The sequence below is a fragment of the Asaia astilbis JCM 15831 genome (genome assembly GCF_000613845.1).
Taxonomy (GTDB): domain Bacteria; phylum Pseudomonadota; class Alphaproteobacteria; order Acetobacterales; family Acetobacteraceae; genus Asaia; species Asaia astilbis.
Map to the genome: position 1 here is coordinate 126593 of NZ_BAJT01000003.1, position 13736 is coordinate 140328.

A 13736-nucleotide genomic window follows, 5' to 3' on the forward strand; every position below is an offset into this window, starting at 1 on the left:
ATGATTGCGTGCGCGTTGGACCTCTGACCCGATCTCTGTTGCTGATGACATCCTGCCTGCTCGGGGCCTCGCACGCCATGGCGCAGACGGTCAACGGCCTGCCTGTGACGCCCGATATGGTGCAGCGAGGCTCCGATATTCCTGCACATGTGCAGTTGCCGGAAACAGGTCGGGATTACATCAAGCAGGATGTCATGATCCCGATGCGTGACGGTGTGAAGCTGCATACCGTCATTGTCATTCCGAAGGCCGCCAAGCCCCATGACGCGCCTATTCTCCTGACGCGCACCCCGTATCATGCGTCAGAGCGTGCAGATCGTGTGTCTGGCGCCGCCGAAATGCGTAATCTGCTGCCGCAGGGTGACGGCGTGTTCGTCGACGCGGGCTATATCCGGGTCTTTCAGGACGTGCGGGGTAAATACGGCTCCGAAGGCGATTACGTCATGACGCGCCCCCCGATCGGTCCGCTCAACCCCAGCAAGACCGATGATACGACCGATGCGTGGGACACGATCGACTGGCTCACCAAGAACGTGCAGCAGAGCAATGGCCGTGTGGGCATGACGGGGTCGTCCTATGAAGGCTGGACTGTTGTCATGGCGTTGCTCGATCCGCACCCTGCGCTCAAGGTCGCCGCGCCTGAGAGCCCGATGGTCGATGGCTGGATGGGCGATGACTGGTTCCATTATGGAGCCTTCCGCCAGGGCAGTTTCGATTATTTCATTATGCAGATGACCAAGAAGGGCGAAAGTGGTGGCATCCCGCGTCGCGACGCGGATGATTACACCAACTTCCTTCAGGCGGGTTCAGCGGGTGATTTCGCGACAGCTGCGGGGCTCGATCAGTTCCCGTGGTGGCAACGCATGAAGGCCCATCCTGCCTATGATGCGTTCTGGCAGGGGCAGGCGCTCGACAAGCTCCTCGCCAAACACCCGCTGACCGTGCCGACCATCTGGGAGCAGGGATTGTGGGATCAGGAAGATATGTGGGGGGCGATCCATAGCTGGATGGCTTTGCGCAAGGATCATCCCAAGGTCCCGAATATTCTCGTCATGGGCCCCTGGCGCCATAGCGGGGTCAACTACGATGGGTCGAGCCTTGGCCCGCTCCATTTCAAGGGGGATACGGCGCTCTGGTATCGCGCCAATGTCATGCGTCCGTTCTTCGATCAGTATCTGAAGCCGGGAAGTGCCAAGACACATTTCGACGATGCGATCATCTATAATACGGGTGATAACCAGTGGGACCATTTGCGGGGGTGGCTCGGCAATTGCGAGCAGAGCTGCATCGGGACGGGAGATCGTCTCTATCTGAAAGAGAATAACGGGCTCGGGTTCGAACGTGCGAAGCCCGGCACAGACAGCTACGTCTCAGATCCGGCTCATCCGGTTCCCTTCATGACACGTCCTTACAGCTTCGCGGACGGTGCTCGCTGGAAGCCATGGCTGGTCTCCGATCAGCGTTTTGCTGAATCCCGGCCCGATGTGCTGACCTATCAGACGCCGGTTCTGGATCATGCGGTGCGTGTTTCGGGTGTGCCGACAGCCGATCTGTTTGCGGCAACCACCGGCACCGATGCCGATTGGGTGGTCAAAATCATCGACGTCTATCCTGCGTCACGGCCGATCGCCCGGCGATGGGAGGCTACGAGCTTTCGGTTTCGATGGATATCTTCCGCGGTCGTTACCGTCATGACCCCGCGCGCGCCGAGGCGATTCCCGCGAACAAGGTCGAGGAATACAAGTTCACGCTTCCTGCGGTGAATCATGTCTTCCTGCCGGGTCATCGCATCATGGTGCAGATCCAGTCTTCCTGGTTCCCCCTTTACGATCGTAATCCGCAAACCTATGTCTCGAACATCTTCGAGGCCAAGGCTGCCGACTACAAGGCGGCGACCCAGTCGATCTCGCGTGGTGGCGCTCAGGCCAGCAGCATCTTCCTTCCTGTCGTCAAGCAGTGACGCCGAAAGCTTCCGTATTGTCAAAAAAGTGAGGCCCCTATGAGTGAGACCCATCTTGAAAAGGCCCTGATTGGGGGCGGTTGCTTTTGGTGTACGGAAGCAATCTTCACCGGGTTGCGCGGAGTCAAATCTGCGCAGCCTGGCTATGCGGGCGGACGTCGGGAAAACCCCAGCTATGAGCAGGTCTGCTCCGGGGCGACCGGCCATGCAGAAGTGGTTGAGGTCCTTTTCGACCCGCAGGAGATCAGCTTCGCCGATGTGCTGCGCGTTTTCTACACGACCCATGACCCAACCCAGCTCAATCGGCAGGGCAATGATGTCGGCACGCAATATCGCTCGGTCATTTTCGCGCTCGATCCGGCTCAGGACGTGATTGCTCGGGAAGTGACCCAGGAGATCGCGGATTCAGGCATCTGGCCCGCCCCGATCGTGACCGAAATCGCAGGTCCGGCGGTGTTCTGGGAGGCTGAGGAAAAGCATCACGACTACTTTGCCCGCAATCCCGAAACCGCCTATTGCAGCGCAGTCGTAGCACCGAAAGTCGCCAAGGCGCGCAAGATCTATCGCGACCGATTGAAAGCCTGACCCGCCCGGTCGGGTGACACGCCTGCTCTGCGGCGGGCGGGCGGGCATACCGCAACGAAACCCTCTTTTCGCCGCGTTCCAGACCCGGCTGGTTCACTAGCCAGCAGACTCACGATCAAGCATGAACTGGTCGGCTTCCTCGTCGAAATCGAAGAGTTCTGTGTAGCGTGCCCAGTTCGTGGCGGTCATCAGGGTCTGCTCTGCATAACTTGGCGACATCGTCGCCTCCAGCTCTTCCCGGAACCGGTCTGCTCCCGTGCGATGACCGGAGCGTTCGTCGAGGACGGCGCGGATCGAGCGGATGAGGGGGATATGGTGCACAAGCGCCGTGCGCATGATCTCACGCCGCTCATCCTGATCGGCCTGCACGAAGCGGATTCCGGCTTCCGTCATCAGAATATCGCCGTCTTCCAGCTCCGCCAGCTCCAGAAGTTGAAGAGATTCTCCAAGCGGAAACAGATCATCGAGTGCCATCTGGAGGCGCTCAGCCAGATGGGGCAGATCGGCGCGGCCATTGAGCGGAGAGGCCGCCAGTGTTTCCAGCAAACCCACAAGCACGTTGATGGGGATGGAGGGAAGCACCAGCGACATGGGGTTCGGCGCGGGCGAAGAGACGCCGGGCTCCAGGCTCGCTTCCGAGACCAGAGGCGCGCGACGCGTCATCAAGGTGTAGATCTCATCGACGAATTGTCTGAACGCCGCATCATGCGGTTGCGCGGATGGGGGAAGGGGACGGTCAGCTCATGCGAGACCCGTCCCGGATTGGACGAGAAAAGCAGAATCCGATCGCACATCAGCACGGCTTCTTCCACATTATGTGTGGCCAGCATCATGGCGCGTGTGGGGAGCGTCTCTCAGACCAGAGTTCGATCAGATCGGTTCGCAGATTTTCGGCAGTCAGCATATCGAGAGACGCGAAAGGCTCGTCCATCAGCAAAAGATCGGGCCGCATGACCAGCGCGCGGGCAAGCCCGACGCGCTGCTGCATTGAGTCCGAAAGCTCCTTGGGGAGGGCGTTTTCATAGCCGTTGAGCCCGATGAGATCGATCATGTCGTCGCAACGGCGCTCGCATTCCGCACGGGGAAGGCGCTTTGCCTCCAGGCCGAGTGCGATGTTCTGCTGCACCGTCAGCCACGGAAACAAGGCGAAGGACTGAAAAACCATCGCAATCTCAGGGGTCGGTCCGCCGAGAATGTGTCCTTTCCAGACGATCTCGCCAGCGCTCGCCGGAATAAGGCCTGACGCGATACGCAGCAGCGTGCTCTTGCCCGAGCCGGATCGGCCGACAAGACCCACGATTTCACTGGCCTGAAGATCGAAGCTCACATCCTCAAGGACGGGCAGTTCGGTGCTGCTTTCCTTCTGATAGACCTGAAGACAATTGCGTATCGAGAGCAGGGTTTCCTGCATGACAGGCTCCATGGTCATAAGGGTCAGCTCTGTGACGATTGTATGCGGCGTCTGATCTGAAGGCGCAGGGGATTCCAGACCAGAAATTCACCAAGGGCGATGCAAAGCGTCAGCACGGCGGCGCCAAGGACGACACGGGGGAGATCGCCCACCTCAATGGCGTGCGCGACGTAAGCCCCAATCCCGCTTCCGTCGCGATTCTGGAGGTTCCAGGATGATCGTTCCGCAACAATCAGGATCGTCCATCCAGTCATCGACGCGGCGCTTGCCGCCTCCACCAAAGCCGGAGCGAGGCCTGGCAGCAGGATGCGGCTCCACCATAACCAGCCCCGGATCTGCAGGTTTCGGGCCGCCTGAAGCAGGTCGACGGGATAGGCTCTCATGCCACGAAGGATCTGGGGTAAAAGCAGCCCCTGAACGAAAAACAGACAGGCGATGAAAGGCCAGATCAGAGAGGAAAACGGCAAAGCCGACAGCGCGACGCAGAGCACCGGAAAGAGGATGTTCTTGGGATAAAGCGTGAGAAACCGCGCTGCACGGCGCGCCAGCGCGGCCCGGCGTGGCGAGAGGCCAAGCCAGACCCCAAGCGGCAACCACAGGGCGAAGGCGACCAGGAGGGCAAGAGTCATCCGCACCGCCGAGAGGGAGCTTTGCGCGATGACGACCCCGAGATCGCCAAGATTGAGTGCGTGATGGCGGTAGAAGAAGGCCACAATGATCAGGAGAAGGAAGAGCCCGGAAGAGAGCGCGATCAGTGGTGAAGAGCCTGCCTGCGTTGCAGTCGGCCGGAATCCCGTTCTTCCGAGCCGCAGATCGCCCGCCCAGGCGAGGGCACGACGCAATCGTTCGCCGAAAAGCTTGAGCATCCGGGTGCGTCGCCAGAATTTGAGCATCCATGGATCTTCAGCGGAGGCGAAGATGGGATTCAGCCGGTAACGATCAGCAGATTTGCCAGGGGAAAACAAGGCCGGTGTCGTAGAGGAAGGCTAATAGGCCGATCAATAACGCGGCGAGTGAGGTCTGCCAGAACGATCCTATGGCAGCCGCTTGTGCGGCGTGAGTGCCGAGCCCCGGACGGGTCGAAAGCGCGCCATTGACGGGGAGCATCTCCGAAGCGATCAGGACACACCAGGCAAGCGGCATTGCCCGTGCCAGTGCGGTCACGCCATCGGGGATCGCAAACGGCGCTTCAAGCCGCCAAAGGCGCTGCCATCCCGTAAGCCCCAGGGCGCGGGCCGCCTCATCGAGCGGTCGGGGAATCTGCGCCCAGGCCCGAAGAGCCGCGCTCGCAATGGGGCCTGCGAAGCACAGCGCAGTAGTGCAGATCACCGTGATTTCGAAGCCCAGAGGCCGTAGAAATGGCAGAAGGCAAAGAAGCGGGATCATGTGCAGCCCGCTCAGTGCCGTTCGCACTGCGCTCTGTACAAAAGGCACTTTCGCCGCCAGCAGGGCCAGAATTGCCCCGATCATCGATCCTGTCAGCGTCGCACAGACCATGCGAAACGCCGTATGACCGAAATCTTCCAGAACGACCTTTAACCCTGCGAGAGAGCGCAGATGCGATGTCGTCAGCCCTCCGCTATGGAACGGGGTGAGCTGTGCGGGCAGAAAACGGGAGAGCAGCGCCAGAGCTGCGACAACGGCGAGGGTACCGACGAGCGTTGTCGTCAGTCCTGCTTTCCGATCCGTTCCGCGTGGGCCGCGTCGCGCCCGTAATGGCGACATGCGCTCCTTCCTCATGCCGGGGTCATTCATCGTGCCTTGCGGCGGTCGAGGAAGAGAGCCGACTTACTGGTTCAAAAAGCCTCGTTCGGCTCAGGGCTTTCGGGTGGTGCCCGTGCTGCCGAAACCGCCCGCGCCACGGGCTGTTTCATCCAGCTCAGAAACTTCAACCCATGTCAAACGGACGACGGGGGCCAGCACGGCCTGAGCCACGCGCATTCCGCGCGAAATCACAAAATCTTCCTTGCCTGTATTGAGAAGAATGATTCCGATTTCGCCCCGATAATCTTCATCGATCGTTCCGGGGGAATTGGGGAGGGTGATCCCGTGCTTCAAGGCAAGGCCGGAGCGCGGACGAATCTGGAGTTCGTAGCCAGATGGCAGCCCGATCCTGATTCCGGTCGGAACAAGGGCGCGTTCCCCGGCCTTGACGATCAGGTCAGCGTCGACGGCAGCCAGAAGATCCATCCCGGCAGCGCCGCTGCTGGCATAGTGAGGCAGGTCCAGCCCTTCGGCATGGGGGAGTCTGACGAGCTCGACAGGAATCGGTGACATACGGCCTTACCTTGAGGTTGAGGAAAAATGAGCTGCGAGGCGTGTAGCGAGGAGTGAGGCGACCTCGGCCTTGGGCATGTCCGGCCAGGTCTCAACGGTCTCGCCGTTCAGGAACAGGATGCGATTGCGATCCCCCCCAAAGACAGCGCTTTCACCGCCGACATCGTTTGCGAGCAGCCAGTCGCATCCTTTGCGGGCGAGTTTCGCCTTGGCGTGCTGTTCCAGAGATTCGGTCTCGGCGGCAAAACCGATCACCAGAGACGCGCGATGCGGTCCGGGTCGCGAGAGGGTCGCGAGGATATCCGGATTTTCGACGAGGGCGAGGGAAACCGTCTCACCGGGCTGTTTCTTGCGTTTCTGCTCGCTGCTCTGTGCGACACGCCAGTCGCCCACTGCAGCGGCACAGATGACGCAATCGGCGGGGAGAGCTTTCTCACAGGCGGCCATCATGTCTGAGGCCGTCAGAACAGGGACCAGGGTTACGCCTTTGGGGCAGGGCAGGGCTGTCGGGCCGCTGACCAGCGTGACCTGTGCGCCGAGGGCGGCACAGGCTTCAGCAATGGCATAGCCCTGTTTGCCTGAGGAATGATTGGCAATAAACCGGACCGGGTCGATCGGCTCGTGAGTCGGCCCTGCCGTGATCAGAACATGACGGCCCGTAAGCGGCTTATGGGGCGAAAGAGCAGACTCGATTGCCTCGACGATCGTCTCAGGGGCGCTCAGTCGACCGGGGCCAAACTCGCCGCAGGCCATTTCGCCGTCTTCAGGCCCGACGAAATCGCATCCGCGCTCGCGTAATCGACGATAATTTTCTTGCGTGGCTGGGTGTTTCCACATGCGGACATTCATCGCTGGCGCGATCAGTACCGGCGTGTCCGTGGCCAGAAGAAGTGTCGTAGCGAGGTCGTCGGCCAGGCCATTGGCCATACGGGCCATCAGATTGGCGGTCGCCGGGCAGACGACGAGAAGATCCGCACTGCGCGACAGGGCAATGTGATCCATCTGGCTGTCTTCTGCCAGCGAGAGCAGGGTCGTATGCACAGGGGCGCCGGACAGGGCCTGAACAGAAAGCGGCGTCACGAAATGTGTTGCTGAGTCGGTCAGAACACATTCGACTGCGACATCGCGTTTGCGAAGCAGCCGGATCAGTTCCAGCGCCTTATAGGCAGCGATGCCGCCTCCTATAATCAGGATGATCCGGCCAGCCATGTGGTGTTAGAGCTTCCAGCCGGAATGGATTGCGGCGATGCCTCCAGAGAGATTCTGGTAGCTCACCTTTTCCAGCCCGGCCTGACGCATCATCTCGGCCAGCACATCCTGCTCGGGGAAGGTGCGGATGCTCTCGGCAAGATAGCGGTAGCTTTCCGAGTCCTTGGCGATCAGCTGACCCATCTTGGGCAGTACGCCAAAAGACCAGGCATCATAGACAGGAGCGAGAGCCGCCACCTGCACGCGCGAAAACTCGAGGCAGCAGAATTTGCCACCCGGACGCAGCACGCGGCGCGCTTCGCGAAGCACGGCGTCCTTGTCGGTGCAGTTGCGTAGACCAAAAGCAATTGAGACGCGATCGACGCTACGGTCGGGGAGGGGGATCGTCTCGGCATCGACCACCGAAAACTCGATGTCGCTCAGATAGCCTTTGCTGGCCGCCCGCGAGCGTCCAACTTCGAGCATGGCGGCATTGATGTCGGTCAGAAGCACCGGACCGCCATTGTTCTTGAGCCAGCCGAAGCTGATATCGCCGGTTCCACCCGCGAGATCGAGCAGCTTGAGATCTCGTCTCGGCGCCAGCGTCGTAGTGAAAATGCGCTTCCACACGCGGTGGATACCGAGCGACATCACGTCGTTCATCACGTCGTAGCGTCCAGCGACGCTGTCGAACACGGCGCGCACCAGCGGTTTTTTCTCGGCCCTCGGGACAGAGCGATATCCGAAGTCGGTTGTCTCCTCCCTCACGCCTGCGGCAGATTCGGGACGGGGAAATGATGCGTTGTCGGTCATGCGTCTCTGGATATAGTGTCAGCTCCCAAGATGCCAGAGCTACCAGAAGTCCAAACTATTCTGATCGGATTGCGAGCGGCGCTCGAGGGACGGCGTATCATCAGCACGGAGGTCAGAAACGATCTGCGATGGCCAGTGCCGGACGATCTGTCGATACGGGCCGATGGCAAGAAGATCCGTTCTTCTTCCCGTCTGGGCAAATACATGATGATCGCGCTCGTGCGCGGCCCGACCCTGCTGATTCATCTGGGGATGAGCGGGCGTATCCGGATCACCCCGCAAAAGCGCAAACGCGCTTCCTACACGCCCATGCGCCATGAGCACGTTACCCTGACCCTCGATAATGGAACGTCGATTGGGCTGGTGGACCCGAGGCGATTTGGGTGTTTTCTGATTATCGATGCCGGGAAAGAGCGCGAGCACCCGCTTCTCAGGGCTTTGGGGGCCGATCCCCTTCTGCCAGGGTTTGACGCATCTTATCTTATTGAGAAGCTGGCCAATAAGCGATCGCCGATCAAGACGGTGTTGCTCGATCAGCGGGTGGTCGCCGGGTTGGGCAATATCTATGTCTCGGAAATTCTTTTTCGTGCCCGGATCAATCCGGAGAGACGGGCCGCGTCTCTCGATCCCGAAGAGATCGCCCGCATTGCCGAAGTAACGCCGGGTGTGCTGGAGGAGGCTATCGGCGCGGGGGGATCGACCTGCGTGACTATGTGGACTCAGAAGGCAATCCGGGTGCGTTTCAGGAGCTGCATCAGGTATATGGCCGTGAGGGGCAGCCTTGCCCTTCATGCCCGGGTTATCCTGCCTGTAACGGGATCAGGCGTGTGGTGCAGTCAGGCCGGTCGAGTTTCTATTGTCCGCGACTGCAACCACCACTTTCTTTAGAGGACGCTTGACTGACAGCGTCGAACTGGACTAAAGGCGAGCCCTCCGCTGGCTCTGCGTCTCTTTTTGAGATGATTGGCCGGCCCGCTTTATTGTTGTTGCGAGACAACCTAACAAGCCGAACAGAACAGGGCTGAAGAGTAGATATGGCTAACACCGCCTCTGCGCGCAAGCGCATCCGTCAGAACGAGCGTCGTCGTGAGCGTAACGTTTCCCGCATGTCGCGCGTCCGTACCTTCGTTAAGAAGGTTGAGACCGCGATCCTCTCGGGCGACAAGAGCGCTGCCAATGACGCCCTGCGTGCCGCACAGCCGGAAATGCAGCGCGCTGTCGGCAAGGGCGTTCTCGCTGCCAACACCGTGAGCCGCAAGCTGTCGCGCCTCTCGGCACGCATCAAGCTCTGGCTTCGGCCTGAACGGACTAACAGACGGCTCCCTTATGAGGGACTGTCTGGTCTGGGTCTTCTGAAAGAACGGGTGTGGCTCGATGAGCCATGTCCGTTCTTTTTTCGCCGGTTACCTCAAAAAAAGTCTTCCGGCCGGATAAGCTTGCCTCTCCTGATCTCTTCGCCCTATCCTGTGTGCCCTTTAATCGAAGGTCAGGAGGTGGGGCGGCTCGCGGTCGTGAGGGCTCCTATCGTGTCTTTAAGTTGCAACTCGGGGGAGTGATGGCAGACGAAGGGTCTCATACGGATCTTCCCGCAGTGACGGAAACGGTATCGTGCACGTCAGGCACCGAGCCCGCTCTGGTTTCGCAGTGGGTCAAGGTGCGTGAACGCCTCAGAGTTGAGGTGGGCGATGTCGAATATCGCACGTGGTTGCAACAGATTGTGCTCGGACCTCTCGAAGAGGACGAGATCACGCTCTTCCTTCCGACACGTTTTTTGCGTGACTGGGTGCGTGGTCGCTATGGTGACCGGCTGCAGGAGTTATGGCGCAACGAAAACCGGGCCGTCCATCATGTCGAGTTGCAGGTTAAGCGCGTCAGCGACGCTGTCACAGCGCCTGTCGCCGTAGAAACGGCTGCTGCCATCGAGATCGAAGCCCCGGCAGTTCAGGCAAGCGCCGTGCAGGATGCACGTCATGATCTGGCAGCCCCGCTCGATCCGCGTTTTACCTTCGACAGCTTCGTGGTCGGCAAGCCGAACGAGTTTGCCTATGCCTGCGCTCGTCGTGTCGCAGAAAAACCGTCCAGCCCCGGATTCAATCCGTTGTTTCTCTACGGGGGCGTCGGTTTGGGCAAGACCCATCTCATGCACGCCATCGGGTCCGAGCTGACCAGCGGTGGGCGTGTTTCGGTCGCGTATATGTCGGCCGAGAAATTCATGTATCGGTTCATTGCCGCGATCCGCTCGCAATCGACCATGGAATTCAAGGAACAGCTTCGCTCGGTTGACGTGCTGATGATCGACGATCTTCAGTTCCTGATCGGCAAGGATAATACGCAGGAAGAGTTCTTTCACACTTTCAATGCGCTGGTCGATGCCGGTCGTCAGATTGTGGTGAGTGCCGATAAATCGCCATCGGATCTGTCCGGCTTGGAAGATCGTCTGCGAACACGTCTTGGCTGCGGCATGGTTGCCGATATTCACGCCACGACCTTCGAGCTGCGTATCTCCATCCTTGAAGCGAAAGCCCTGGCTTCAGGCGTCGCCGTACCAGCCAAGGTTCTGGAGTTTCTTGCTCACAAGATCACATCGAATGTGCGCGAGCTGGAAGGGGCACTCAATCGCCTGATCGCTCACGCCAATCTGTTCGGACGTTCCGTGACGCTTGAGAGCACGCAGGACGTTTTGCACGATATCCTCAAAGCCCATGACCGACGCGTCACGATCGAAGAGATCCAGCGCAAGGTGTCGGAGCACTGGAATATCCGTCTGACCGATATGTCGTCGGCGCGTCGCGCGCGTGCTGTGGCACGTCCCCGTCAGGTCGCCATGTTCCTGGCCAAGCAGCTGACCAGCCGGTCCCTTCCCGAGATCGGGCGCAAATTTGGCAATCGCGATCATACGACGGTGATGCATGCGGTCTCTCGCGTGCAGGAACTGATGGAGCGCGATGTTGCCTTCGCCGAGGATGTGGAGCTGTTGAGGCGTATGCTTGAGAGCTGATCTTTGCCGAAGCCATTGACTCTGCTAAACTAGATTTTTGCTATCCGGGTGTTCGAGGGTTCACGATCAAATGAAATTTCAGGCTGACCGCACAACGCTGATCCGAGCCCTTGCCCATATCCAGAGCGTTGCGGAAAAGCGCAATACGATCCCCATTCTCGCCAATGTCATGCTGTCGATCGAAGGTAATCTCCTTCGTCTGACAGCGACGGATATGGAGATCGCCGTCGTTGAGGAAGTCGCCGCAGAAGGCGCTCGCGACGGGGCTGTGACGGCTCCTGCAAGTGTTCTTTACGAGATCGTTCGCAAGCTGGCGGATGGATCTGTTGTCGAGCTGGATCACGGCGGCGGCGACGCGCCATTGGCTCTCAGAGCCGGTCGCTACGCCACCAGCCTGAATGTGCTGCCGGTTGAGGATTTTCCGTCGATGGTGGCGGGCGATCTGCCCCATGAGTTCTCCATTCCCGCGACGGTCCTGCGTGGATTGGTGGATCGCACGCGCTTCGCTGTCTCGACCGAAGAGACGCGTTATTACCTCAACGGAATCTATTTCCACGTGGCGCAGGATGGCGGTGAGCCCAAGCTGCGCGCTGTTGCGACCGATGGACATCGTCTTGCCCGTGTCGAGACGGATTTGCCGGCTGGAGCGGGCGACATCCCGGGGGTGATCATTCCGCGCAAGACAGTCGCAGAGCTGCGCAAGCTGCTCGATGAGGGAGCTGGTGCTGTGCAGGTCAGCCTGTCGGAGACGCGTATCCAGTTCCGCGTCGGAGCTGTGATTCTCACCTCCAAGCTGATCGACGGCACGTTCCCGGAATATGAGCGTGTTATTCCGAAAAACAACGACCGTTTCCTGCGCGTGAACAAGCAGGCATTTGCTGACGCAGTGGCACGTGTGGCGGCCATCAGCCAGGAGCGGTCGCGTCCGGTGAAGCTCGCTGTGCAGACCAATCTGCTTACGCTTTCCGCCATAAGCCCCGATCAGGGGATGGCGAAGGAAGAACTCGACGAAACGAGCGTCTCCTATGACGGTCCGTCGCTCGAAATCGGATTTCAGGCGCGCTATCTCAACGACATCACCGATCAGATCGATGTCGAGGCCGAGTTCGCTTTCGCCGATAGCGCGGCGCCGACTCTCGTGCGCGACACGAATATGCCGAATGCGCTTTTCGTTCTTATGCCAATGCGCGTCTAAGCACTGGGTTTGGCGAGCCTTCCTTGCGTATAGACAGGCTCGTTCTAACGGAATTTCGCAATTACGAGCGTCTGGTCTGGACGCCCCGATCCCGGCTTGTCGTTCTCACGGGTGAGAATGGCGCAGGCAAGACCAATCTGCTCGAAGCGCTCTCCCTCCTTGCGCCTGGTCGGGGGCTCAGGGGCGCAAGCAACGCCCAAATCCAGCGTCAGCAAGGTGGCCCCTGGGGGGTCGTCGCCCGCCTGTCGGATAATCGGACTGGTGAAGTCAAGCTGGCGACGGGCGCCGACCCAGCGACGCCTGCGCGTCGCGTGTTTCGCCTCAACGGCGAGGTTGCGCGCAATCAGGGCATGATCGCCCCTGTCTTTTCGACAATCTGGCTGACACCACAGATGGATCGCCTGTTCAGCGACCCGGCGTCAGGAAGGCGACGTTTTCTTGATCGGCTGGTGCTCGCGCTCGATGCCAATCACGCTCGCGAAAGTGCGGCGCATGAACGCGCCCTGACGCAGCGCAATCGTCTTCTTGCGACACGACCGGATCAGAATTCCTGGCTCGACGCACTTGAGGACAGCATTGCTCGACATGCTGTCGCCTTGACCGCTGCCCGCATGGCGTTGACCGAAGCATGAATCGCGCGCCAGCACGAGATGACACGTCATTTCCCGTCGCGCGTTTGCGACTTGTCTGCGATCTTGCCTCGGATCTAGCCAAACGCCCTGCGCTCGCTGTCGAAGAAGGACTTCGCGCTACCCTTCGAGAGTCTCGCAAGGATGATGCGGCACGCGGCGCTACAACGGCCGGCGCGCATCGTGCCGACCTCCTTTTGCAGGATGCCCTGACTGGAAGAGAAGCCTCTCTTTCAAGTAGTGGGCAGCAAAAGGCGATGCTGGTGCACGTCATTCTCAATCATGCGGCGCTGACGGCTGAGAAGGCGGGATCAGCCCCTCTGATTTTGCTCGACGAACCGCTGAACCATCTCGACGCCATCAAGCGAGAGGCTCTGCTGCGTGTTGTGCAGGAACGCGCGGTTACGGCGCTCATGACCGGAACAGACGAAGAGAGTTTTGGAGTTCTGCGTGCTACCGCTGAGTATTGCCGCATTGAGGCTGGGCGGTTCGTTGCATAGGCAACCAGAGCGCCAACAGGCGAGTCTGACATATCAAGAGAGCCAAAGACTGACTTTTTTGTAACAGGCTTTATTTATACCACGTCTGGCCCCGCTGACTGAGGCTCGCGCTCAATCAGGCCTTTGCCGCAACCGAGAATGCGCGGTCGAATGGCCGAACGCTCTGTCATGTCCGTTTCC

General features: G+C 59.8%; 8 protein-coding genes and 5 pseudogenes. 7 read left to right on the forward strand and 6 right to left on the reverse strand.

Going from position 1 to position 13736, the window contains the following annotated elements:
* Positions 1-77: 77 nt before the first annotated feature.
* Positions 78-1960, forward strand: a pseudogene (locus JCM15831_RS16295) (CocE/NonD family hydrolase).
* Positions 1961-1999: 39 nt separating this feature from the next.
* Positions 2000-2545, forward strand: a complete 546-nt coding sequence (gene msrA / locus JCM15831_RS16300) for a peptide-methionine (S)-S-oxide reductase MsrA (protein WP_035773768.1) — start codon at positions 2000-2002, stop codon at positions 2543-2545.
* 96 nt (positions 2546-2641) lie between these two features.
* Here the strand turns inward: msrA and JCM15831_RS16305 are convergent.
* From JCM15831_RS16305 to JCM15831_RS03310, 6 genes and pseudogenes are all read right to left on the reverse strand, one after another.
* Positions 2642-3956: pseudogene (locus JCM15831_RS16305) on the reverse strand (ABC transporter ATP-binding protein).
* Positions 3957-3979: 23 nt separating this feature from the next.
* The gene (locus tag JCM15831_RS03290; protein ID WP_025822688.1) at positions 3980-4849 is read right to left on the reverse strand and encodes an ABC transporter permease family protein; all 870 of its coding nucleotides are present in this window, start codon (positions 4847-4849) and stop codon (positions 3980-3982) included.
* 46 nt (positions 4850-4895) lie between these two features.
* Complete coding sequence (locus tag JCM15831_RS03295; RefSeq protein WP_025822691.1) at positions 4896-5681, reverse strand: ABC transporter permease; 786 nt, start codon at positions 5679-5681, stop codon at positions 4896-4898.
* A gap of 90 nt (positions 5682-5771) precedes the next feature.
* The gene (gene dut / locus JCM15831_RS21345) at positions 5772-6233 is read right to left on the reverse strand and encodes a dUTP diphosphatase (RefSeq protein ID WP_025822693.1); all 462 of its coding nucleotides are present in this window, start codon (positions 6231-6233) and stop codon (positions 5772-5774) included.
* Between the two features lie 6 nt (positions 6234-6239).
* Complete coding sequence (gene coaBC / locus JCM15831_RS03305; protein ID WP_025822695.1) at positions 6240-7442, reverse strand: bifunctional phosphopantothenoylcysteine decarboxylase/phosphopantothenate--cysteine ligase CoaBC; 1203 nt, start codon at positions 7440-7442, stop codon at positions 6240-6242.
* 6 nt (positions 7443-7448) lie between these two features.
* Positions 7449-8234 carry a class I SAM-dependent methyltransferase gene (locus JCM15831_RS03310; protein WP_025822697.1) on the reverse strand — a complete coding sequence of 262 codons (786 nt, stop codon included), beginning with the start codon at positions 8232-8234 and terminating at the stop codon, positions 7449-7451.
* Positions 8235-8264: 30 nt separating this feature from the next.
* On the opposite strand from JCM15831_RS03310, the pseudogene mutM reads away from it, so the two are divergent.
* The 5 genes and pseudogenes from mutM to recF all read left to right on the forward strand — a co-directional run bounded on the left by mutM (position 8265) and on the right by recF (position 13556).
* A pseudogene (gene mutM, locus JCM15831_RS16310) lies at positions 8265-9133 on the forward strand (bifunctional DNA-formamidopyrimidine glycosylase/DNA-(apurinic or apyrimidinic site) lyase).
* Between the two features lie 135 nt (positions 9134-9268).
* Positions 9269-9520 (forward strand): annotated as a pseudogene (rpsT, locus tag JCM15831_RS16315) (30S ribosomal protein S20); the annotation flags it as partial.
* A 269-nt stretch (positions 9521-9789) separates the two neighbouring features.
* Positions 9790-11232: a chromosomal replication initiator protein DnaA gene (gene dnaA, locus JCM15831_RS03325; RefSeq protein WP_025822701.1), complete on the forward strand. Its 1443-nt coding sequence runs from the start codon at positions 9790-9792 to the stop codon at positions 11230-11232.
* A gap of 70 nt (positions 11233-11302) precedes the next feature.
* Positions 11303-12427 (forward strand): DNA polymerase III subunit beta, encoded by a 1125-nt coding sequence (gene dnaN / locus JCM15831_RS03330; RefSeq protein ID WP_025822703.1) that lies wholly within the window; start codon positions 11303-11305, stop codon positions 12425-12427.
* 23 nt (positions 12428-12450) lie between these two features.
* Positions 12451-13556, forward strand: a pseudogene (gene recF, locus JCM15831_RS23865) (DNA replication/repair protein RecF).
* Positions 13557-13736 lie beyond the last annotated feature (180 nt).